This window comes from Streptomyces sp. NPDC019224, from assembly GCF_040632605.1.
In the GTDB taxonomy this organism is placed as follows: Bacteria; Actinomycetota; Actinomycetes; order Streptomycetales; family Streptomycetaceae; genus Streptomyces.
This window is the reverse complement of the sequence record NZ_JBEYCF010000071.1, coordinates 1-22,449: the sequence shown is the minus strand read 5'-3', so window position 1 is coordinate 22,449 and position 22,449 is coordinate 1. Positions and strand designations below refer to the sequence as shown.

Here is a 22,449-nt window from a genome sequence, read left to right as displayed (position 1 = left end):
ATACGACGCACCCGGGTGATCCGCGCGACCCTCTTGACAACTGGACTGGGCCGATCGAGTGGGGTGCGAGGGGCGGACGGGACTCGCGCGCCGGGTGGCCGGAAGCAGTCTCCCCCCGGCGCTGATACCCTGGTAGCCCGTGGACCGGTGGTCGTCGGCGAGAGCGGACGAGGCCCCCGAACCGCAGCGACGGCATCTCCGGAAACCTCCGGACGGCAAGCCGGTACGCACCTCATGATCGCGACCACGGGAGCCCCCTTTGGCTATGCAGCCCACATCCACGACGACCAAGCACATCTTCGTCACCGGGGGTGTCGCCTCTTCCCTCGGCAAGGGTCTGACTGCCTCCAGCCTCGGTGCCCTGCTCAAGGCGCGCGGTCTCCGGGTCACCATGCAGAAGCTCGACCCGTACCTGAACGTCGACCCGGGCACGATGAACCCGTTCCAGCACGGCGAGGTCTTCGTGACCAACGACGGCGCGGAGACGGACCTCGACATCGGCCACTACGAGCGCTTCCTCGACGTGGACCTCGACGGCTCGGCCAACGTCACCACCGGCCAGGTGTACTCGCAGGTCATCGCCAAGGAGCGGCGCGGCGAGTACCTCGGCGACACCGTGCAGGTCATCCCGCACATCACCAACGAGATCAAGCACCGCATCCGCCGGATGGCCACCGACGACGTCGACGTGGTCATCACCGAGGTCGGCGGCACCGTCGGCGACATCGAGTCGCTGCCGTTCCTGGAGACCGTGCGCCAGGTCCGCCACGAGGTCGGCCGGGACAACGTCTTCGTCGTGCACATCTCGCTGCTGCCCTATATCGGCCCCTCCGGCGAGCTGAAGACCAAGCCCACCCAGCACTCCGTGGCCGCTCTGCGCAACATCGGTATCCAGCCGGACGCCATCGTGCTGCGCGCCGACCGCGACGTGCCGACCGCCATCAAGCGCAAGATCTCGCTGATGTGCGACGTCGACGAGGCGGCCGTGGTGGCCTGCGTGGACGCCAAGTCGATCTACGACATCCCCAAGGTGCTGCACACCGAGGGCCTGGACGCCTACGTGGTGCGCAAGCTCGACCTGCCGTTCCGCGACGTCGACTGGACCACCTGGGACGACCTGCTGGACCGCGTCCACAACCCCGACCACGAGGTCACGGTCGCCCTGGTCGGCAAGTACATCGACCTGCCCGACGCCTACCTCTCGGTCACCGAGGCCATCCGGGCCGGCGGCTTCGCCAACAAGGCCCGGGTCAAGGTCGAGTGGGTCGCGTCCGACGACTGCAAGACCCCGGCCGGCGCGCGGAAGGCCCTCGCGGGTGTCGACGCGATCTGCATCCCCGGCGGCTTCGGCGAGCGCGGCGTGATCGGCAAGGTCGGCGCGATCCAGTACGCCCGTGAGAACAAGGTGCCGCTGCTCGGCCTCTGCCTGGGTCTCCAGTGCATCGTGATCGAGGCGGCGCGCAACCTCGCCGAGATCCCCGACGCCAACTCCACCGAGTTCGACGCCGCCACCTCGCACCCCGTCATCTCGACGATGGAGGAGCAGCTCGCGTACGTCGAGGGCGCGGGCGACCTGGGCGGCACCATGCGGCTCGGGCTGTACCCGGCGAAGCTCGCCGAGGGCTCGCTGGTGCGCGAGGCGTACGACGACCAGCCGTACGTGGAGGAGCGTCACCGCCACCGCTACGAGGTCAACAACGCCTACCGCGCCGAGCTGGAGAAGAAGGCCGGACTGGTCTTCTCCGGCACCTCCCCGGACAACAAGCTCGTCGAGTACGTCGAGTACCCGCGCGAGGTGCACCCGTACCTGGTCGCCACCCAGGCGCACCCGGAGCTGCGCTCCCGCCCGACCCGCCCGCACCCGCTCTTCGCCGGCCTGGTGAAGGCGGCCGTCGCCCGCAGGACGGGCGCCGCGGCCGAGGGCGCACAGGGCAAGTAAGCGGCACGTCCGCAGGCGTTACGGTTGACCGGGGCGCGCGTCCGAGCAGGGACGCGGGCCCCGGTCACTGTTTTCGTGGGAGGACGCAGATGGGTTTCCAGGACACGCCCGAGGAATGGCCGGTCACCGCGAGCGCGACCCCGTTCCGGGGCAAGAAGACCAGCGTGCGCGCCGATGACGTCGAGATGCCCGACGGTACGGTCGCGCACCGCGACTACCAGGTCCACCCCGGCTCGGTCGCCGTGCTCGCGCTCGACGACGAGGGCCGCGTCCTCGTCCTGCGCCAGTACCGCCACCCGGTCCGCCACAAGCTGTGGGAGATCCCGGCCGGGCTGCTCGACGTGCCCGGCGAGAACCCGCTGCACGCCGCGCAGCGGGAGCTGTACGAGGAGGCGCACGTCAAGGCGGAGGACTGGCGGGTGCTGACCGACATCTACACCTCGCCCGGCGGCTCCGACGAGGCCGTGCGGATCTTCCTCGCCCGGGACGTCTCCGAGGCGGACGGCGAGCGCTTCGAGGTCGCCGAGGAGGAGGCCGACATGGAGCTGGCCCGGGTGCCGCTCCAGGACCTCGTGCGCAAGGTCCTCGCCGGGGACCTGCACAACAGCTGCCTGGTGGTGGGCGTGCTCTCGCTCGCGGCGGTCCTCGCGGGCGACGGAGCGGACTCGCTGCGGCCCGCCGACGCCCCCTGGCCGGCCCGCCCCTTCGAGGCCTGACGACCCGTCGGGAGCCGTACGGGGAAAAGCCGATGCGGCCCGCACGCGGTCACTCCCGCGCATCTCCCGATCGTAAAAGACGCTGATCCGATCGGGGGATGTCCGGGTCGCGCTCCCTCTCGTTCGCCCACCCGCCTGAACTACGCTTCGAATGCCCTGACCGGATTCCCGGCGGGCGACGCGTGCAGCGAAGTGGAGCGTGGCCCGTGACGGATCAGGCGGTGGACACCAGCGGCCCGGCCGAGGCAGCGGGTACCGAGGGGCCCGCCGTCCGCGAACCGGTCCAGTTCTTCGGCCGCGAACGCGAACTGAAGGAACTGCGCGACGACATCGAGCGCGCGGGCCTCGACACCATGGCCGGCCGCCGCGGCGCCCGCGCCCGGGTCCTCCTGATCGCCGGGCGCCCCGGCTCCGGCCGTACCGCCCTGGCCGCCGAACTGGCCCGTCGGCTGCTGGAGACCGGCGACTACCCCGACGGGCTGCTCCGCGTCCGGCTCACCGAGACCGGCGGCGCCCCCGTCCCCACCGAACGCGCCGCCCGCGACCTCCTCGGCCAGCTGGACCTGGCCGGACCGCCCGGCGCGGACGCGGACGAGCTGACCGAGATGGTCCGCGGGGCCCTGGCCGGACGCCGGGTGCTGCTCCTGCTCGACGACGCGCCGGACGCCGAACAGGTCGACCCGCTGCTCCCGGACAACCCGGACTGCCTGGTCGTCGCCACCTCCGAGGGCCCGCTCACCGGCATCCCGGGCGTCCGGCCCTGCACCATCGGCGGCCTGGACGCGGGCTCCGCCGTCCAGCTCCTCGGCCGCGCCACCGGGCAGGTCAGGATCACCGTCGACCCCCTCACCGCCCAGACGCTGGCCGAGGAGTGCGGCGGGCAGCCCGCCGCGCTGGTTCTGGTCGGGGGCTGGCTCGCCGCCCGCCCGACCGCCTCGGTGGCCGACGCCGGCCGGCAGCTGCGCGAGCTGCCGGACGACCCCGAACTGCCCGCCGGCACCCGTCCGCTGACCCGCGCCTTCCGCCTCGTCCACGACTCGCTGCCGGCCACCGCGGCCCGGATACTGCGACTGCTCTCCCTCGCCCCCGGCGGGCTCGCCGACGCCCACACCGCCTCCGCGCTGGCCGGCTGCTCCGTCTCGGCGGCCCGGACCACCCTCGACGACTTCGTGAGGCTCGGCCTGCTGCGCCGCGAGGGCGCCGAGGAGCCGCAGTACGAGGTGCCCCACTGCCTCGCGGGGCTGCTGCGGGCCCTCCTCGACGACCGGGACCGCCCCGCCGAGATCCAGCTCGCCCGCGCCCGGATGCTGGAGCGCACCGTGCGCCTGCTCCAGTCCTGCCGGGCCGTCACCGACCCCGAGGGCTCCCCGTCCCGCCGCAAGCTCGACGGGCTCCCGCGCTCGTCGCGCTTCCCCACCCCCGAGGCGGCCGCCGCCTGGCTGCGCACCCGCAGGCCCGCCCTGCTGGCCGCCGCCCGGATCGCCGTCGAGGACGGCGAACTCGACACGCTGGCACGCCGGCTGGTCGCCGCGCTGGTGCGGGCGCTCGCCGCGCACGAGGGCACCGAGGCCGCCGCACCCGATCTGTACACCCTGCACGGCCTGGTGCTGGCCGTCGCCGAGCGCCGGGACCTGCCCCGCGAGCGGGCGGCGGCCCTGCTCAACCTGGCCGATCTGGACGCCGGGACCGGCCGGACGAAGGAGGCGCTGGCCCGCTACCGGAAGGCGCTGGACGCCGGGCGGGCCGCCAAGGACCCGTACGCCATCGGGCGGGCCATGGAGTCGGTCGGCGGGGCCTACGCGGAGCTGGGCGACTACCACCGCGCCTCCGACTGGTACGGCAGGGCGCTCGCCCAGCGCCTCACCCAGGGCGAGCAGGCCGACGCGGTACGCCTCTACGGGCGGCTCGGCACCGTCCACACCTACGCCGGGCGGTACGGGGAGGCGCTGCGGAACTGGCGGGCCGCCGCGGCGGGCCACCGCCGGCTCGGCGACCTGGCCGCCCAGGCACGGGCGCTCAGCGAGATGGCCCGGGTCCAGGAGTACGCGGGCCGGCCGCAGGACTCGCTGCGCACCTGCCGGGAGGCGGTGGAGTGGGCGCGGCGGGCCAAGGACGTACGGCTGCAGGCGGCGCTGGAGATCCGGCTCGCCGACACCCTGGACCGCCTCGGCGATCCCGCGGCGGCGGGGCTGCACCGGAGTACGGCGGACAGATTGCTGGGCGAGGAGGGCACGGCCTAAGAAACCCGCAGTGCTTCGAGGTAAAAATAATGCTTTGCAAGGCTAGACAGCGGGAAGCCCTTCATTAAACTGGCTCTACCGCGGCCTTTCGCGGTGCCTTCACATGTGATGCATCTACCCTTTTTGCATTGCTGTGCCCGGATTATCCTCTGAGCCAAGGACCGTGATCGACATGAAGGTCGGCATCCCCCGCGAAGTGAAGAACAACGAGTTCCGCGTGGCGATCACGCCTTCCGGTGTGCATGAGCTCGTCCGCCACGGCCACCAGGTCGTCGTCGAGCGGAACGCCGGAGCGGGCTCCTCCATCACGGACGAGGAGTACGTCGCCGCCGGTGCGCGCATCCTGTCCACCGCCGACGAGGTCTGGGCCGCCGCGGATCTGCTGCTCAAGGTCAAGGAGCCGGTCGCCGAGGAGTACCACCGCCTCCGCAAGGGCCAGACCCTCTTCACCTACCTGCACCTCGCCGCCTCCCGCGAGTGCACCGACGCCCTGCTGGAGTCGGGCACCACTGCCATCGCCTACGAGACCGTCGAGACGGCGAACCGCGCGCTGCCGCTGCTCGCCCCGATGTCCGAGGTCGCGGGCCGGCTGGCCCCGCAGGTCGGCGCGTACCACCTGATGCGCTCGGCCGGCGGCCGCGGCGTGCTGCCGGGCGGTGTCCCGGGTACGGCGGCCGGCCGGGCCGTCGTCATCGGCGGCGGTGTCTCCGGCTGGAACGCCACCCAGATCGCCGTGGGCCTCGGCTTCCACGTCACGCTGCTCGACAAGGACATCAACAAGCTCCGTGAGGCGGACAAGGTCTTCGGCACCAAGGTGCAGACCGTCGTCTCCAACGCCTTCGAGCTGGAGAAGGCCGTCGTCGAGGCCGACCTCGTCGTCGGTGCCGTGCTGATCCCGGGAGCCAAGGCCCCGAAGCTGGTCACCAACGAGCTCGTCGCCAAGATGAAGCCCGGAAGTGTACTTGTCGACATTGCAATTGATCAGGGTGGGTGCTTCGAGGACTCGCATCCGACGACGCACGCCGAGCCGACCTTCCAGGTGCACGACTCGGTCTTCTACTGCGTCGCGAACATGCCCGGCGCGGTGCCCAACACCTCGACGTACGCCCTCACCAACGCGACGCTGCCCTACATCGTGGAGCTGGCGAACCGGGGCTGGGCGGAGGCGCTGCGCCGTGACGCCGCGCTCGCCAAGGGGCTCAACACCCATGACGGGCAGGTCGTTTACCGCGAGGTGGCCGAGGCGCACGGTCTCGATCACGTCGACCTGAACTCGCTCATCGGCTGACGGTCGCCCCTCAGCCCGGGCGGCGCGGGAGGGCTCCCCTCCCGCCTTCGTCAACTCCGTGCGTCCGGCCGGACCTTGCCGTCAAGGTCCGGCCGGACGCATGCCGGGGTCGCGCACACCCCCGGGCAACTCGTCTCGAACGTAACCCTTTAACCGTTTCGTACACCCGGGAAAAGTGTGCGCCGAGGGTTGCGCGCCCTTGACAGCGGGGCGTTCGATTGCCGACACAACGGGCCGGGTCCGGCGGATTGTGTTGCTGCGGACAGGGGACACGCCATAGAGTCGCCAATCGTCGGCATGGTGCCACGCTGACCTATCGATAAGTTTCCTGGTCATGTCCAAGGAGGTAAGACGACTTGTGAATGAGTCGACAATTACTCCCGGGGGTGTTCAACCAGGGATGCCTGCACGGGGCCAGGGCCCGCACGGGCTGGAGGCTGTCGGCTCCGTCGCTGTCCGCACCTTCGCCACCCACCAGCACATGACGACAGCCCCCCAGATGATGGACGGCCTACACGTGAACGCCATGGCCGGCAACGAGAGTGGCCGGGACACCGCCCCCCTCGCCGACTTCGACGAGACGCCCCAGGGGCACTTCTACGACCCCGACGCCGAGTACGAGCCCGATCCGGAGTACGCGGCCACGCTCGCGCCGGACGCGGCCCGGCAGCGCCGCGAGCGGATCGGCCCGACCGGCCGCCCCCTGCCCTACTTCCCGATCCCGGGCCCGCTGACCGACCACGGCCCCGCGAAGATCATCGCGATGTGCAACCAGAAGGGCGGCGTCGGCAAGACCACGTCGACCATCAACCTGGGCGCGGCGCTCGCGGAGTACGGACGACGCGTCCTGCTCGTCGACTTCGACCCGCAGGGCGCTCTGTCGGTCGGCCTCGGGGTCAATCCGATGGAGCTCGACCTCACCGTCTACAACCTGCTCATGGAGCGGGGCATGGCGGCCGACGAGGTCCTGCTGAAGACCGCGGTCCCCAACATGGACCTGCTCCCCAGCAACATCGACCTCTCCGCGGCCGAGGTGCAGCTCGTCAGCGAGGTGGCCCGCGAGTCCACGCTGCAGCGCGCCCTGAAGCCGCTGATGGCCGACTACGACTACATCGTGATCGACTGCCAGCCCTCGCTCGGCCTGCTCACGGTGAACGCGCTGACCGCCGCGCACAAGGTGATAGTCCCGCTCGAGTGCGAGTTCTTCGCGCTGCGCGGGGTGGCGCTGCTCACCGAGACCATCGAGAAGGTCCAGGAGCGGCTCAACCCCGATCTGGAGCTCGACGGCATCCTCGCCACCATGTACGACTCCCGTACGGTGCACAGCCGCGAGGTCCTGGCGCGCGTCGTCGAGGCCTTCGACGATCACGTCTACCACACGGTCATCGGGCGTACGGTCCGCTTCCCGGAGACCACGGTCGCCGGTGAGCCCATCACCACGTACGCCTCCAACTCGGTCGGTGCCGCCGCCTATCGCCAGCTCGCCAGGGAGGTGCTCGCCCGGTGTCACGCCGAGTGAGTCTGCCCGGGGCCGACGAACTGTTCCGTACGACCGGGGGAATGGGGCTGCAGGCCTCGTCACCCGCGGAACGGAGGCGCAAGGCGAACGGCGAGGCCCGGGTGCCGGCTCCGGGCGGTGAGAACGAGGCCGGGACCGACGCGCCGGGGGAGACCACTCCGGACCCCGGCACCGCGCCCGTGCGCCAGGAGCACTCCGCGGCCGGCGCCGACGTGGGCGACTCGCGCGGCCGGGCCGTCGAGAGCGACCGGGTCGCGGTCGCCGCCCAGGCCGCCCGCCGCCCGCAGCAGCCCGCCGCGCAGGAGCCGGCCCAGGCCCCCGTCGTACAGCAGCAGCGCAGGCGCGGCGGCGGACGCGGGGCGAACCGGCGGCCCAGCGGACGGGAGCGCCACGACGAGAAGATCACGGTCTACGTCTCCGCCGAGGAGCTGATGGACCTGGAGCACGCGCGTCTCGTCCTGCGCGGCGAGCACGGTCTCGCCGTCGACCGGGGCCGGATCGTCCGCGAGGCGGTCGCCGTCGTGCTGGCGGACCTGGAGTCGCGCGGCGACGCGAGCATCCTCGTACGGCGGCTGCGCGGCCGCTGACCGGTACGGCGCCGGTAGCCTGCCCGGAGGACCGACGCCGGCCCGCCCGGTCCGGCCCCTTCCGTGCGGGCCGCCGCCCGCCGCCGTGACCCGCCCGCGCACCCTGGAACTCCATGCCGACAACCGACGAGCCCGCCCGCACCGCCCGCCGCCCCCTGGGCCGCGGGCCGGGGGCGGGGGGCGCGCCCGTGCCCGCGGAGACGCCGGTGCCCGAGGAGGCGCCCCGAAAGGCACCGGAAGCGGCCCCCGAGGCGGCCGGGGCCGCCCCCGCCCCGGAGGGCGGCCGGTTCACCGTGCGGCTGGCGAACTTCGAGGGCCCCTTCGACCTGCTGCTCCAGCTGATCTCCAAGCACAAGCTGGACGTGACCGAGGTCGCCCTGTCGAAGGTCACCGACGAGTTCATGGCCCACATCCGGGCGATGGGCCCGGACTGGGACCTGGACCAGACGACCGAGTTCCTGGTGGTCGCCGCGACCCTCCTCGACCTGAAGGCCGCCCGGCTGCTGCCCGCGGCCGAGGTGGAGGACGAGGCGGACCTGGCGCTCCTGGAGGCCAGGGACCTGCTCTTCGCGCGGCTCCTGCAGTACCGCGCGTACAAGCGCGTCGCCGAGATCTTCAGCGGCCGGCTCGAATCGGAGGGCCGCCGCTTCCCCCGTACGGTCGGCCTCGAACCGCACCTCGCCGAACTGCTGCCGGACGTCGTCATCGGCATCGGTGCCGAGGGCTTCGCCCGGCTGGCCGTGAAGGCGATGCAGCCGAAGCCCCCGCCGCAGGTGTACGTCGACCACATCCACGCACCCCTCGTCAGCGTGCGCGAGCAGGCGGGCATCGTGGTGGCCCGGGTGCGCGAGGCGGGCGAGATCAGCTTCCGGGCGCTGACCGAGGACGCGCCGGACACCCTCACCGTCGTGGCCCGCTTCCTCGCCCTGCTGGAGCTGTACCGGGAGAAGGCCGTCGCCCTGGACCAGGACGTGGCGCTCGGAGAGCTGCTGGTGCGCTGGGCCGGGGAAGAGGGGGCCGAGCCCGCGGTGACGGACGAGTTCGACCGGGAAGCCCGGCCGGACCGGGAAGACCGGGATGCTTTCGGAACCACGGAGGACGTGACGCCATGAGCGAGCAGGACCCCACCGGCTCCGCGGTCGCGGACCTCGCCCTCAAGCCCGCGCTGGAGGCCGTCCTCATGGTCGTCGACGAGCCGGCCACCGAGGAGCACCTGGCCAAGGTGGTGGAGCGGCCCCGGCGGGCCGTGGCGGCCGCGCTGCGGGAGCTGGCCGACGAGTACACCGCCCAGCGCCGCGGCTTCGACCTGCGCCTTGTCGCGGGCGGCTGGCGGTTCTACACCCGGCCCGAGTACGCGGCGGCGGTCGAGGGCTTCGTCCTGGACGGCCAGCACGCCCGGCTGACCCAGGCGGCGCTGGAGACCATGGCGGTGGTCGCGTACCGCCAGCCGGTGAGCCGGTCGCGGGTCTCGGCGGTGCGCGGGGTGAACTGCGACGGGGTCATGCGGACCCTGCTGCAGAGGGGCCTGGTCGAGGAGGCGGGCACGGAACCCGAAACAGGTGCGATCCTGTACAGGACGACGAACTACTTTCTGGAGCGGATGGGCCTGCGTGGTCTGGATGAGCTCCCGGAGCTCGCGCCCTTCCTCCCCGAGGCGGACGCGATCGAGGCCGAGACGCCAGAGGGTGTGCCGTCGTTCGATCCGGACGCACCGGACACCCCGGATACTCACGCAGACGACAAGACGGACTTTTGATGCGAAGCAGTGACAGGAACAGCGGTAGCGGCGGCGGCAGGAGCGGCGGGGGCCGGAGCGGCAGGAACAACAGCGGCACCGGCAGGAACAGCAACCCGAACGCGCGCACTCCCCGCTCCGAGCGCGACGACCGGCGGCAGGAAGAGCGCCCCCGCCGCCCCAGGCCCGAGGAGCGCCGCTACGACGTGGGCTCCGACCGGCCCGCCGGCGACGGCGGTGCCCGCAAGGGGCGCGGCGCGGCGGCCCGGGGCGGCGCCAAGGGCGGCCCGAAGAGCGCGCAGGGCGGAGCGAAGGGCGGCCCCCGGCGCGGCCCGTACGGCGCCCCGGCGCGTTCGCGCGAGCTCGACGCCAAGATCGAGCAGCGCAACCGCGACCGGTACGCGAACAAGCCCGAGATCAAGACCCCCAGGACGCACCCCGGCGCCGAGCAGGAGGGCGAGCGGCTGCAGAAGGTCCTCGCCCGCGCCGGCATGGGCTCGCGCCGCGCCTGCGAGGAGCTGATCGACCAGGGCAGGGTCGAGGTGAACGGCGAGATCGTCATCGAGCAGGGCAAGCGCGTCGACGTGCACAAGGACGAGGTCAAGGTCGACGGGCTGACCGTCGCCACCCAGTCGTACCTGTTCTTCGCGCTGAACAAGCCGGCCGGTGTCGTCGCGTCGATGGAGGACCCGGACGGGCGCCAGTGCCTCGGCGACTACGTCACCAACCGCGAGACGCGGCTGTTCCACGTGGGCCGTCTCGACACCGAGACCGAGGGCATCATCATGCTCACCAACCACGGCGAGCTGGCCCACCGTCTCACCCACCCCAAGTACGGCGTGAAGAAGACGTACCTGGCGGCCATCCAGGGCCCGCTCCCGCGCGACCTGGGCAAGCGGCTCAAGGACGGCATCCAGCTGGAGGACGGGTACGCCCGCGCCGACCACTTCCGCGTCGTGGAGAACACCGGCAAGAACTACCTGGTCGAGGTGACCCTGCACGAGGGCCGCAAGCACATCGTGCGCCGGATGCTGGCCGAGGCGGGCTTCCCCGTCGAGCGGCTGGTGCGCACGGGCTTCGGGCCGATCGCGCTGGGTGACCAGAAGTCGGGCTGGCTGCGCCGGCTCACCAACACCGAGGTGGGCATGCTGATGCGCGAGGTCGGTCTGTAGCCCCCTCGTGGCGCCCGAAGGCCCGCGGCCGGTTCCCGCTCCCGGATTTTCCGGAGGGGAACCGGCCGCGGGCCTTTCGCATGCCCGGCCGAGCCTTTATAGTCAGAGTGACCATTAAGGAGGCGGGCGTGAGTCTCGCGGACATACTCGAACCCCTGCAGCGACCTCTGGTGACGGTCCTGGACACCCCGGTCAGCTGGACCGAGGTGCTGGGCTTCGGCAGCGGGGCGCTGTGCGTCTGGCTCGTGGCCCGCCAGCACCTCGCCAACTGGCCGATCGGCATCGCCAACAACCTCTTCTTCATCCTGCTGTTCGCCCAGTCCGGCCTGTACGCCGACGCCGGACTCCAGATCGTCTTCATCGCCCTCGCCGCGTACGGCTGGTGGACCTGGACCCACGGGGGTGGACCAGGGACGGACGGGCTGCCGGTGCGGCGCACGACGCGCACCGAGTGGGCCGGGCTGCTCGCGGCGGGGGCGGTGGGGGCCGTCGCGCTGACCGTCCTGCTCGACCGGGCGACCGACTCGACCGTGCCGTTCTGGGACGCGCTCACCACCGCGCTGTCGCTCGCGGCGACCTACGGGCAGTGCCGCAAGCTCGTCGAGTCCTGGTGGCTGTGGATCGCCGCCGACATCGTCTACATCCCGCTGTACGCGTACAAGGAGCTGTACCTCACCTCGCTGCTGTACGTCGGCTTCCTGACGCTGTGCCTGACCGGGCTGCGCAACTGGCGCCGCGACCTCACCGCAGCCGACCCGCGACCCGCGAAGGCCCTGGCATGAAGCGCTACCCGCACGGACTCGTGCTCGGCAAGTTCTACCCGCCGCACGCCGGCCACCACCACCTCGTCCGCACCGCCGCCGCCCGCTGCGAACGGCTGACCGTCCTGGTCTGCGCCGCGTCCGTGGAGTCCGTGCCGCTCGCCGACCGGGTCGACTGGATGCGCCAGGCGCACCCGGACGTGACGGTGGCCGGCGCCGTCGACGACACCCGCATGGACCTGCACGACCCGGCGATCTGGGACGCCCACATGGCCGTCTTCACCGCCGCGGTGCCCGAGCGCGTGGACGCCGTCTTCACCTCGGAGTCGTACGGGGACGAACTGGCCCGCCGCTTCGGCGCCGAGTCCGTCTGCGTCGACCCGGACCGCACCGCGTACCCGGTCTCCGGCACCGCCGTCCGCGCGGACCCGGCCGGCTGCTGGGGCTTCCTCGAAGCACCGGTCCGGGCGGCCCTCGCCCGGCGCGTCGTCGTGCTCGGCGCGGAGTCCACCGGCACCACCACGCTGGCCCGCGCGCTGACCGCCCACTACCGGCGGCGCGGCGGCGTCTGGGCGCACACGGGTTACGTGGCCGAGTACGGGCGCGAGTTCAGCGAGCGGAAGCTGGCCGAGCTGCGCGAGCGGTGGCCCCGGGCCCAGTGGGAGGACGTCACCCTCTCCACCCACGACTTCCCGCACATCGCCGAGACCCAGAACGCCCGCGAGGAGGAGGCGGCCCGCACCGGCTCCCCGGTGCTCGTCTGCGACACGGACTCCTTCGCCACCACCGTCTGGCACGAGCGGTACGTCGGCGGCCGCAACCCCCTCGTCGAGCGGATCGCGGACAGGGCCCGCCACCACCTGTGGCTGCTCACCGACCACCGGGGCGTCGACTTCGAGGACGACGGGCTGCGCGACGGCGAGGAGCTGCGACCCTGGATGACCGACCGGTTCCGGGCCGAACTCACCCGTACCGGCAGGCCGTTCATCGAACTGACCGGCAGCCGCGAGGCGCGCCTCGCCCGCGCGGTGGAGGCCGTCGACGCGCTGCTCGCCGAGGGCTGGGACTTCGCCGCGCCCCTCCCGGAGCACCGATGAGCGCCGCCCCCGAGGGCTACGACCCGCGCGCCTTCGAGCCGTTCGCGGTCACCGTCGATCTGGCCGTGTTCACGGTCCGCGGCTCCCGGCTGCACGTCCTGCTCGTCGAACGCGGCGAGGAACCGTACAAGGGCCACTGGGCGCTGCCGGGCGGTTTCCTGCTGCCCCGCGAGTCCGCCGGGGCGGCCGCCCGCCGCGAACTGGCCGAGGAGACCGGGCTGGGCGACGACACCGTCTCGGGCCTCCACCTGGAACAGCTGCGCACCTACAGCGACCCGGACCGCGACCCACGGATGCGCGTCGTCTCCGTCGCCCACACCGCCCTCGTCCCGGACCTGCCCGAACCGCGCGGCGGCGGTGACGCGGCGGGCGCCCGGTGGTGGGACGCCGCCCGGACCGGCACCCTCGCCTTCGATCACGACCGCATCCTCGCGGACGCCCGCGACCGCGTCGGCGCCAAGCTGGAGTACACCTGCCTGGCCACCGCGTTCTGCCCGCCGCACTTCACCCTGGGCGAGCTGCAACAGGTCTACGAGACGGTCTGGGGCGTCGAGCTCGACCGCCCCAACTTCCGCCGCAAGGTCCTCGCGACGCCGGGCTTCGTCCAGCCGGTGGAGGGCGCCCCGCGCCGCACCGGCGGCCGCGGCAAACCCGCCGCCCTCTACCGGGCGGGCGACGCCACCGCACTTCACCCCCCGCTGCTGCGACCGGAAGGACGGCAGGCATGACCACGATCCGTACGAAGGGCGCCGCGACCAGCGCGCTGACCGGCCTCGCGCTCGGCGACGCGCTGGGCTTCCCCACCGAGTTCGACGACGTGCCGTCGATCCTCGCCCAGTGCGGTCCCTGGCGGGAGATGGAGCTGCCGGCGCCCGCCTTCGTCACCGACGACACCCAGATGACCCTGGCCCTGGGCCGGGGCATCCGCACCGCCATGGACGGCGGACCGCTCGCCCCCGAGCGGATGGCGGGCCCGGTGCGTGCCGAGTTCGTCGCCTGGTACCACTCGCCCGACAACAACCGCGCCCCCGGCCGCACCTGCCTGGAGGCCTGCGAACTCCTCGACGGCGACCGCGTCTGGCAGGAGGCGAGCCGCACCGGCTCCAAGGGCTGCGGCGCCAACATGCGCGTGGCGCCCGTCGGCCTGGTGCCCGGCCTCAGCGACGAACAGCGCGCCGGGGCGGCCCAACTCCAGTCCGCCCTCACCCACGGCCACCCGACGGCCCTGGCCGCCTCCGACCTGATGGCCCGCGCGGTGTACCTGCTCGCCCAGGGTGCCGAACCCCTCGGCCTGATCGGCCGGCTGCGCTCCTACGCGTACGAGAACCGCGACCGCTACCTCACCCGGTGGCTCGGCGACCTGTGGCGCCACACGCACGACGCCTCGCCCGAGGCGTTCATCAGCCGGGGGTGGGACGAGTGCCTGGCCGCGCTGGAGACCGTCCAGGACGCCCTGCGCACCCCCTCCCCGGAGACCGACCCGTGCGAGCGGACCGGGGACGGCTGGATCGCCGAGGAGGCCCTCGCCACCGCCCTGCACTGCTTCCTGCTCTTCCCGGACGAACCCGTCACCGCCCTGCGCCGGGCCGCCTGCACCCGCGGCGACTCCGACTCGATCGCCTGCCTGACCGGCGCGCTGGCCGGTGCCCACCTGGGCGCCGCGGCCTGGCCCGCCGCGTGGTCGGAGCGGATCGAGTACCGGAGCGACCTGCTGTCGCTCGCGGCGCTCTGGGACGCGTGAGCCGGGCCCGCCGGCGTCGGCCCTCAGCCCGACGCCGACGCCCGGCGGGTGCGGATCAGGAAGTCCTCGACGCGCGCCCGGTCCGGCTCGGCCGGCAGGGGTGAGGCCGTGGCCGCCTCGTCGTTCCCGGCGGCGAGGCGGGACATGCGGCGTTCGACCTCCGGCCAGGGGACCTCGCCGCGCTTGACCGCGAGCAGGTCCTCGCGCGCCTCGCCCACCTCGATCGTCAGTTCGCCGGTGCGCAGGAGCTCCCGGCAGCTGGTCAGCAGGCGCAGCAGGTGCATGGCGTGCTTCCAGCGCGGGGCGCCGTGCTGGCGGACGTCCGCCTCCAGTTTCCGGCGCTGGGCCAGGGCGTAGCGTACGAACGAGTCGTGGGCCCGGCGGGAGAGGAAGGCGCCACGCAGCGAGAGCAGCTCCCGGCCGGTGGTGTCGACGTGGTCGACCAAGGGCGAGTGCAGGCACTCCAGCACGTTCGGGTTGGCGCGCAGGGCCAGCTCGCAGAAGCGTTCCAGCTCCCAGGAGAACTGCTCCTCGGCCGGGCCCTCGATGTGTGTGGGCGGCTTCTCGAAGCGCCAGAACAGCGGGGTCGGTGCCAGGAAAACGCCCCGCCGGTCGGTGTCGCTGGTCTCGGTGGCGAGACCGAAGGCGCGCGACCCCATCACACAGGAGTAGACCGTGTGGTGGCGCACCAGGTCCTCGTCGGTGGGAGCGATCATGCGGGGAGGGTACGCGAGGGGCGGTGGCGGGCGCGTCTCATAAAAAGGGCGGGCGGGCGCGGGACCCCGCCGTCCCTCTACGCTGATCGCACACGCACGAAGCGGTACGGACGAGCAAGGAGCATGACGTGGCGGTACGAGCGGTCCGTGGAGCCGTCCAGCTGGAGCGGGACGAGGCCGGGCACATGGACGAGCAGGTCAGCGCCCTGCTCACCGCCATCCTGGAGCGGAACGACCTCGTCGCGGACGACCTGATCAGCATCTGGTTCACGGCCACCCCCGACCTGCACAGCGACTTCCCGGCCGCCGCCGCACGCGGCATCGGGATCGTCGACGTACCGCTGATCTGCGCCCAGGAACTGGACATCGAGGGCGCCATGCCCCGGGTCGTCCGCATCCTCGCGCACGTCGAGACGTATCTGTCCAAGGCCGAGATCAACCACGTCTACCTCGGCGCCACCGCCGCCCTGCGCAAGGACATCGCCCAGTGAGAACCGCCGTCGTCATCGGTACCGGCCTCGTCGGCACCTCCGCGGCCCTCGCCCTCGCGAGCCGCGGCATCACCGTCCACCTCGTCGACCACGACCCCGAATCGGCCAGGACCGCCGCCGCGCTCGGCGCCGGTACGAACGAGCCGCCCGAGGGCCGCGTCGACCTGGCGGTCGTCGCCGTACCGCCCGCCCACACCGCGACCGTGCTCGCCGCCGCCATGCGGGACGGCGTCGCCCGCGGCTACCTCGACGTCGCCAGCGTGAAGGGCGGCCCGCGCCGCGAGCTGGAGGCGCTGGGGGCCGACCTCACCCCGTACATCGGCACGCACCCCATGGCCGGCAAGGAGCGCTCCGGGCCGCTCGCCGCCACCGCCGACCTCTTCGAGGGGCGGCCCTGGGTCCTCACCCCGACCCGGGACACCGACACCGAGGTGCTGAACCTGGCGCTCGAACTGGTCGCGCTGTGCCGCGCCGTGCCGGTCGTCATGGACGCCGACGCCCACGACCGGGCCGTCGCCCTCGTCTCCCACACCCCGCAGCTGATCTCGTCGATGGTCGCCGCCCGGCTGGAGGACGCCGACGAGACCGCGGTGCGCCTGTGCGGGCAGGGGATCAGGGACGTCACCAGGATCGCGGCCTCCGACCCGCGGATGTGGGTGGAGATCCTGGCCGCCAACCCGGGCCCGGTCGCCGACGTCCTCGCCGGCGTCGCCGCCGACCTGGAGGAGACCGTGACCGCGCTGCGCGGGCTCCAGTCCGCCGACGAGGACAAGCGGCGCGCGGGCACCGAGGGCATCCGGTCCGTCCTGAGCCGTGGCAACGCGGGCCGGGTCCGGGTGCCCGGCAAGCACGGCGCCGCCCCGGCCTCGTACGACGTCGTGGCCGTCCTCATCAGCGACCGGCCCGGCGAGCTGGCGGGGATCTTCGCCGACGCGGGCCGGTCCGGGATCAACATCGAGGACGTGCGCATCGAGCACGCCACCGGCCAGCAGTCCGGGCTCGTCCAGCTCATGGTCGAACCCAGCGCCGCCCCGGCCCTGGCCGCCGCCCTCCGTGAGCGGGGCTGGTCGATCCGCCCGTAGGCCGGTGGCGCCGGCCGCCGGTCGCACACTTGTCCACAGGGGTGGTCGGACCCGTCCCGGCACTCGGTAACCTTGTCCGGGGCGGGTTCACGCGTCCCGTCCAGCCCGCCCCGAGCACCAGGAAGGTGTCCACCACCGTGGAAACCGTAAGCGCCGCCGTCCGGACCGCCCCGGCCGCAGTGATCGTCGCCATCGACGGCCCCTCCGGTACCGGCAAGTCCAGCACCTCCAAGGCCGTCGCCGCCCAGCTCGGCCTGAGCTACCTGGACACCGGCGCCCAGTACCGCGCCATCACCTGGTGGATGCTGAACAACGGCATCGACGTGCAGGACGCCGCCCAGGTCGCGACCGCCGCCACCAAGCCGGTCATCGTCTCCGGCACCGACCCCGCCGCCCCGACGATCACCGTCGACGGCGAGGACGCCTCCGGCCCGATCCGCACCCAGGAGGTCACCTCCAAGGTCAGCGCCGTCAGCGCCGTCCCCGAGGTGCGCGCCCTGATCACCGAGCTCCAGCGCACCATCGCCGCGAGCGCGGAGAAGGGCATCGTGGTCGAGGGCCGCGACATCGGCACCACCGTGCTGCCCGACGCCGACCTCAAGATCTTCCTCACCGCGTCGCCGGAGGCCCGTGCCGCCCGCCGCAGCGGCGAGGTCAAGGGCTCCGATCTCGCCGCCACCAAGGAGGCGCTGATCAAGCGGGACGCCGCGGACTCCGGCCGCAAGACCTCGCCGCTCGCCAAGGCGGACGACGCGGTCGAGGTGGACACCACCGAGCTGACGCTCCAGCAGGTCATCGAGTGCGTCGTCACCCTCGTCGGGGAGAAGCGGGCCGCGAAGTGACCGACGCCACGAGCGTGCCCTCGCCGCGTGGCGCGGCGGTCGGGCGCGGCATCGGGATCGGGCTGATGTACGGGCTCTTCAAGCCCCGCGTCCTCGGCGCCTGGCGGGTTCCCGCCTCCGGACCCGTCATACTCGCGGTGAACCACTCGCACAACATCGACGGGCCGATGCTGATGGGCACCGCGCCCAGGCCCGTCCACTTCCTGATCAAGAAAGAGGCGTTCGTCGGTCCCCTGGACCCGTTCCTGCGCGGAATCGGCCAGCTCGAGGTGGACCGTACGGTCGCCGACCGCACCGCCGTCACCCGCGCGCTCGGCGTGCTGGAGGACGGCGGGGTGCTCGGGATATTCCCCGAGGGCACCAGGGGCGACGGAGACTTCGCCTCGCTGCGCGCCGGACTCGCGTACTTCGCGGTCCGCAGCGGTGCGCCGATCGTCCCCGTGGCCGTCCTGGGAAGCACCGAGCGCCGCGGACGGTTGATAACGGCACTGCCGCCGCTGCGCAGTCGCGTGGACGTCGTCTTCGGAGAAGCCTTCGAAGCCGGCGAGAAGGGCGGCAGGCGTACGCGCAAGGCGCTCGACGAGGCCACGCTGCGCATCCAGGCCCGGCTGACCGGCCACCTGGAGCACGCCGGGCGCCTCACCGGGCGCACCGGGTAAGACGTGAGTAGTGGACCGCGCGCGGCGTGGTCCATCGATGATGATGCAAAGAGGAACGGACTTCATGAACGACCAGATTCACTCCGGCGGCTCGGACCACGAGCACGGAGAGCTTGGCGATGCCGAGTACGCGGAGTTCATGGAGCTCGCCGCGCAGGAGGGGTTCGACCCCGAGGAGGTCGAGGGCGCGCTCGGTGAGGCCGGTCACGGACCGCTCCCCGTCCTCGCCGTCGTCGGCCGCCCCAACGTCGGCAAGTCGACCCTGGTGAACCGGATCATCGGCCGACGCGAGGCCGTCGTCCAGGACAAGCCGGGCGTCACCCGCGACCGCGTCACCTACGAGGCCGAGTGGGCGGGCCGCCGCTTCAAGGTCGTCGACACCGGCGGCTGGGAGCAGGACGTCCTCGGCCTGGACGCCTCCGTCGCCGCTCAGGCGGAGTACGCGATCGAGACGGCCGACGCGGTCGTCTTCGTGGTGGACTCCACCGTCGGCGCCACCGACACCGACGAGGCCGTCGTCAAGCTGCTGCGCCGGGCCGGCAAGCCCGTCGTGCTCTGCGCCAACAAGGTCGACGGCCAGAGCGGCGAGGCGGACGCCACCGCCCTGTGGTCGCTCGGTCTCGGCCAGCCGCACCCGGTCTCCTCGCTGCACGGCCGCGGCACCGGCGACATGCTGGACGCCGTCCTGGAGGCCCTGCCCGAGGCCCCGCCGCAGTCCTTCGGCTCCGCCTCCGGCGGACCGCGCCGCATCGCGCTCATCGGCCGCCCGAACGTCGGCAAGTCCTCGCTGCTGAACAAGGTGGCGAACGAGGACCGCGTCGTCGTCAACGAGCTGGCCGGCACCACCCGTGACCCGGTCGACGAGCTGATCGAGCTGGGCGGCGTCACCTGGAAGTTCATCGACACGGCCGGCATCCGCCGCCGCGTCCACCTCCAGGAGGGCGCGGACTACTACGCCTCGCTGCGTACCGCCGCCGCCCTGGAGAAGGCCGAGGTCGCGGTCATCCTCATCGACTCCAGCGAGACGATCAGCGTCCAGGACCAGCGCATCGTGACCATGGCCGTGGAGGCGGGCCGCGCCGTCGTGCTCGCGTTCAACAAGTGGGACACGCTCGACGAGGAGCGCCGCTACTACCTGGAGCGCGAGATCGAGACGGAGCTCGCACAGGTCGAGTGGGCCCCCCGGGTCAACGTCTCGGCCCGCACCGGCCGCCACATGGAGAAGCTGGTCCCGGCGATCGAGACCGCGATCGAGGGCTGGGAGACCCGCGTCCCGACCGGCCGGCTGAACGCGTTCCTCGGCGAGATCGTCGCCGCCCACCCGCACCCGGTCCGCGGCGGCAAGCAGCCCCGCATCCTCTTCGGCACCCAGGCGGGCACCAAGCCGCCGCGCTTCGTCCTCTTCGCCTCGGGCTTCCTGGAGCACGGCTACCGGCGCTTCGTCGAGCGCCGGCTGCGCGAGGAGTTCGGTTTCGAGGGCACCCCGATCCACATCTCGGTGCGGGTCCGCGAGAAGCGCGGCCGCCAGAAGTAGGGCTCCTTGCCGCGCCTTCGGGGCGCGGGACACGACGCAGCCCCGGACCGCTCGATCACCGAGCGGTCCGGGGCTGCGTCGTACCAGAGGTCAGGCGTCCCGCGAGCCGGGCGGCAGGGCCGCGGGCAGGTTCCGCCCCGCGTGGCGGCCCACCCGCTGCCAGCCGCCGAGGCCCCCGGCGCGCGGGCCGGTGCCGGTGCGGTCGCCCGTCGTGGCCGTCGCCCCGGCCGTGGCAGCGCCGCCGGGCGAGGAGTGGCCCGAGTGGCCGCGCAGCGGGGCACGCGAGCCGAAGAGGCCGGCGCCGAGGGCCTGGAGGCCCAGACTCTCCTCGCCGGTCCGGTCACCCGGCAGTGCCCGGGACGAGCGACGGTACTCGGAGTACAGCGCGTCGTAGATCGGCGTGGGGGACGGGCCGCCCGAGGGGGCCTGTGAGGGACGCATGGCAGGGATCGGCCTCGGACGCTGGTGGGAGGGGTCGTATGAGTGCACGTAGGTGCCAACGACCCCGTCGGCCGTCGGATGCGGGCCCGCCGCAGAAATACCCGTCGGAGAGACGACCGTCCGCCGTCGGTGCGCCGGCTGCGGGTCCACGGTCAGGTCCCGGCCAGCGGCATGGCGGCGGCGACCAGCAGCCCCTGGGCCGACGCCTTCTCCAGCGCGTCGCGCAGCAGGTCCTCGCGGGGCTGCTGGCCGATGGAGCCCGCCGGGGCGGCGTAGACCAGCACGGTCTGCGACTTGTTGGCAGCGGTGCGCCAGCCCTCGGTGACCTGGAGCGGCGCGTGCGCCTGCCACCAGGCGACCGGGGAGCCGCCCCCCGTACCCGGCTGGAGCACGGCGTGCAGCTGTCCCATGGCGAGCAGGATCGACCAGCCGTGCAGCACGCCGGGCACCTGCTCCATGCGGTGGACCGGCTGGAAGCCCTGCTCCAGGAGCAGCTGGAGGAACTGGTCGCCGTCCCGGCCGTCCGTGCCCGGCCGGGCGATCGCGCCGGTCGGCTCGACGACCAGGGCCGGGTGCAGTTCGTCGTCGATCAGGACGAGGCCGCTGGTGATGCCGAGGACGGCCTGTTCGGGGACGACCCGCTCCGGTTCGCTTTGCTCGCCGCCGGTGATGCTGCGGACGGCGCCCTGGAGCTGCTCCTCGGCGACCTGGACGACCTGCGAGGGGATGCAGCTGGCGTGCGCGAAGGCGAGCACGGCGGTCTCGTCGCCGACGAACAGTACGGTGCTGGTGCGCTCCTGCTCGGAGTCGCCGGGGGTGCGGCAGGAGGTGCAGTCGTAACTGCCCGGGGCGTTGTCGCCGACGAGCAGCCGGTCGGCTTCGGCGTCGCCGATCTCGGCGCGTACGTCCTCGCTGACGTCGAGCATGCGCGGCACGGGTGGCTCCTCGAACTCGGTACGTGCGCCGGGCGCTTCCCGGCTCAGTGATGACAACGGGCGAGCCGCTGCCGGGGTCACGCGGGAAGCCGTACGGAATCGGGGCCGGGGGCGCGCGAGTACGGTGGGGGACCGGCCGGCGGAGGGGGAGGGAGCCGGCCGCGCGGGTCCGGGGCGCCCGGGGCGGTACCGGGGTGGCGAGCCCGGCGCGCAGCCCGGATGGCCGGAATGCGGGGAAGCGGGTTGTCCGCTATACGGTTCGCCGTGTGCGGGCGGGCCTGCCGGATGGCGGGCCTGCCAGGCCCTTGGGATAAGGGTGCGATAAGGGAGGGTGAATTATCGGCCAAGCCACTCTTCGTGGAACGTTTTCCGGCCGGGAATTCGGCCTCGTCGCGAGAGGGAATCGCTCCCCTTTTCCCGCCTTCCGCGGCCCGGTCCGGTGATCGTCTGCGAGCCTGTGCGATTACTGTGCGTCCGGTTGTGAATCGCGCGTTCGGGTGAAGGGGGCCGAGGGGTCATGTGTCGTGGTCCTGTGACACAAGCGTGACCGGTGAGGGACGTGAGGATGCGATGCGCCCGTGCGCGGTCCCGGCTACCGCCCGCGCCCCCGGGCGCCTACGGTGAGAGGTATGGCACCGATACCGACTCCTCCCGCCCAGCCCGGCGACGCCACCGGCGCGTATGTGGGGCTCACCGCCGAGACCGCCGAACAGCGGGCCCGGGAGCACGGCTGGACCACCGTGCGGGCCCTCGCGCCGGGCACGATCATCACCATGGAGTTCCAGGCCGGCCGGATCAACTTCGAGGTCGACGGCGGTGTCGTCAGGCGCTGCTGGACCGGTTGAGCGGCCCTGACTCCTGTACGTGGCCACGCCGCACTCCGCGCACCGGGAGGCCGCCGCGCTGGCGCTGGAGGCCGGGAAGCACGTGCTGTGCGAGAAGGCGTTCACGCTG

At 72.8% G+C, this 22,449-nt stretch carries 22 protein-coding genes and 1 pseudogene; 20 read left to right on the top strand and 3 right to left on the bottom strand.

The window, feature by feature from the left end:
• Window positions 1–265 precede the first annotated feature (265 nt).
• From ABZ564_RS30305 to ABZ564_RS30245, 13 genes are all read left to right on the top strand, one after another.
• Window positions 266–1,939 (top strand): CTP synthase, encoded by a 1,674-nt coding sequence (locus ABZ564_RS30305; RefSeq protein WP_360862363.1) that lies wholly within the window; start codon window positions 266–268, stop codon window positions 1,937–1,939.
• An 89-nt stretch (window positions 1,940–2,028) separates the two neighbouring features.
• Window positions 2,029–2,655 (top strand): NUDIX hydrolase, encoded by a 627-nt coding sequence (locus ABZ564_RS30300; protein WP_360862361.1) that lies wholly within the window; start codon window positions 2,029–2,031, stop codon window positions 2,653–2,655.
• Between the two features lie 206 nt (window positions 2,656–2,861).
• Entirely contained in the window at window positions 2,862–4,895 is a 2,034-nt protein-coding gene (locus ABZ564_RS30295) for a tetratricopeptide repeat protein (RefSeq protein WP_360862359.1), read from the top strand.
• Between the two features lie 172 nt (window positions 4,896–5,067).
• Complete coding sequence (gene ald, locus ABZ564_RS30290; RefSeq protein ID WP_360862373.1) at window positions 5,068–6,183, top strand: alanine dehydrogenase; 1,116 nt, start codon at window positions 5,068–5,070, stop codon at window positions 6,181–6,183.
• A gap of 400 nt (window positions 6,184–6,583) precedes the next feature.
• Window positions 6,584–7,702 carry a ParA family protein gene (locus tag ABZ564_RS30285; RefSeq protein WP_360862358.1) on the top strand — a complete coding sequence of 373 codons (1,119 nt, stop codon included), beginning with the start codon at window positions 6,584–6,586 and terminating at the stop codon, window positions 7,700–7,702.
• Window positions 7,699–8,289 (top strand): hypothetical protein, encoded by a 591-nt coding sequence (locus ABZ564_RS30280; protein WP_360862371.1) that lies wholly within the window; start codon window positions 7,699–7,701, stop codon window positions 8,287–8,289. The genes ABZ564_RS30285 and ABZ564_RS30280 overlap by 4 nt, the downstream gene beginning before the upstream one ends.
• Window positions 8,290–8,402: 113 nt before the next feature.
• Window positions 8,403–9,401, top strand: a complete 999-nt coding sequence (locus ABZ564_RS30275) for a ScpA family protein (RefSeq protein ID WP_360862356.1) — start codon at window positions 8,403–8,405, stop codon at window positions 9,399–9,401.
• A complete protein-coding gene (gene scpB / locus ABZ564_RS30270) occupies window positions 9,398–10,045 on the top strand; it encodes an SMC-Scp complex subunit ScpB (protein ID WP_360862354.1) in 648 nt (215 codons plus the stop codon). The genes ABZ564_RS30275 and scpB overlap by 4 nt, the downstream gene beginning before the upstream one ends.
• Entirely contained in the window at window positions 10,045–11,196 is a 1,152-nt protein-coding gene (locus tag ABZ564_RS30265) for a pseudouridine synthase (protein WP_360862352.1), read from the top strand. Before scpB ends, ABZ564_RS30265 begins: the two co-directional genes overlap by 1 nt.
• A 128-nt stretch (window positions 11,197–11,324) precedes the next feature.
• Window positions 11,325–11,978 (top strand): nicotinamide riboside transporter PnuC, encoded by a 654-nt coding sequence (gene pnuC / locus ABZ564_RS30260; RefSeq protein WP_360862350.1) that lies wholly within the window; start codon window positions 11,325–11,327, stop codon window positions 11,976–11,978.
• On the top strand, window positions 11,975–13,054 hold the full coding sequence (locus tag ABZ564_RS30255) for an AAA family ATPase (RefSeq protein WP_360862348.1): 1,080 nt from the start codon (window positions 11,975–11,977) through the stop codon (window positions 13,052–13,054). The genes pnuC and ABZ564_RS30255 overlap by 4 nt, the downstream gene beginning before the upstream one ends.
• On the top strand, window positions 13,051–13,782 hold the full coding sequence (locus ABZ564_RS30250; RefSeq protein ID WP_360862346.1) for an NUDIX domain-containing protein: 732 nt from the start codon (window positions 13,051–13,053) through the stop codon (window positions 13,780–13,782). Before ABZ564_RS30255 ends, ABZ564_RS30250 begins: the two co-directional genes overlap by 4 nt.
• Window positions 13,779–14,795 carry an ADP-ribosylglycohydrolase family protein gene (locus ABZ564_RS30245; RefSeq protein WP_360862345.1) on the top strand — a complete coding sequence of 339 codons (1,017 nt, stop codon included), beginning with the start codon at window positions 13,779–13,781 and terminating at the stop codon, window positions 14,793–14,795. Before ABZ564_RS30250 ends, ABZ564_RS30245 begins: the two co-directional genes overlap by 4 nt.
• 23 nt (window positions 14,796–14,818) lie before the next feature.
• Here ABZ564_RS30245 and ABZ564_RS30240 read toward each other — a convergent pair whose 3' ends face one another.
• Window positions 14,819–15,511: a nucleotidyltransferase domain-containing protein gene (locus ABZ564_RS30240; RefSeq protein WP_360862343.1), complete on the bottom strand. Its 693-nt coding sequence runs from the start codon at window positions 15,509–15,511 to the stop codon at window positions 14,819–14,821.
• 128 nt (window positions 15,512–15,639) lie between these two features.
• Between ABZ564_RS30240 and aroH the strand changes: the two genes are divergently transcribed.
• The 5 genes from aroH (at window position 15,640) to der (ending at window position 20,119) form a co-directional block, all read left to right on the top strand.
• Complete coding sequence (aroH, locus tag ABZ564_RS30235; RefSeq protein ID WP_360862341.1) at window positions 15,640–16,002, top strand: chorismate mutase; 363 nt, start codon at window positions 15,640–15,642, stop codon at window positions 16,000–16,002.
• Window positions 15,999–17,084: a prephenate dehydrogenase gene (locus tag ABZ564_RS30230; protein ID WP_360862340.1), complete on the top strand. Its 1,086-nt coding sequence runs from the start codon at window positions 15,999–16,001 to the stop codon at window positions 17,082–17,084. The genes aroH and ABZ564_RS30230 overlap by 4 nt, the downstream gene beginning before the upstream one ends.
• Window positions 17,085–17,209: 125 nt before the next feature.
• Window positions 17,210–17,926: a (d)CMP kinase gene (cmk, locus tag ABZ564_RS30225; protein ID WP_360862338.1), complete on the top strand. Its 717-nt coding sequence runs from the start codon at window positions 17,210–17,212 to the stop codon at window positions 17,924–17,926.
• Window positions 17,923–18,585, top strand: coding sequence for a lysophospholipid acyltransferase family protein (locus ABZ564_RS30220; protein WP_360862337.1), 663 nt, complete (start codon window positions 17,923–17,925; stop codon window positions 18,583–18,585). Before cmk ends, ABZ564_RS30220 begins: the two co-directional genes overlap by 4 nt.
• 64 nt (window positions 18,586–18,649) lie before the next feature.
• Window positions 18,650–20,119, top strand: coding sequence for a ribosome biogenesis GTPase Der (gene der / locus ABZ564_RS30215; protein WP_360862335.1), 1,470 nt, complete (start codon window positions 18,650–18,652; stop codon window positions 20,117–20,119).
• Window positions 20,120–20,209: 90 nt separating this feature from the next.
• Here der and ABZ564_RS30210 read toward each other — a convergent pair whose 3' ends face one another.
• Both ABZ564_RS30210 and ABZ564_RS30205 read right to left on the bottom strand, forming a co-directional pair.
• A complete protein-coding gene (locus tag ABZ564_RS30210) occupies window positions 20,210–20,560 on the bottom strand; it encodes a hypothetical protein (protein ID WP_360862333.1) in 351 nt (116 codons plus the stop codon).
• Between the two features lie 152 nt (window positions 20,561–20,712).
• On the bottom strand, window positions 20,713–21,495 hold the full coding sequence (locus tag ABZ564_RS30205; RefSeq protein ID WP_360862331.1) for a hypothetical protein: 783 nt from the start codon (window positions 21,493–21,495) through the stop codon (window positions 20,713–20,715).
• A 629-nt stretch (window positions 21,496–22,124) separates the two neighbouring features.
• Between ABZ564_RS30205 and ABZ564_RS30200 the strand changes: the two genes are divergently transcribed.
• Window positions 22,125–22,340, top strand: a complete 216-nt coding sequence (locus ABZ564_RS30200) for an I78 family peptidase inhibitor (RefSeq protein ID WP_360862329.1) — start codon at window positions 22,125–22,127, stop codon at window positions 22,338–22,340.
• A 10-nt stretch (window positions 22,341–22,350) separates the two neighbouring features.
• Window positions 22,351–22,449 (top strand): annotated as a pseudogene (locus tag ABZ564_RS30195) (Gfo/Idh/MocA family oxidoreductase); the annotation flags it as partial.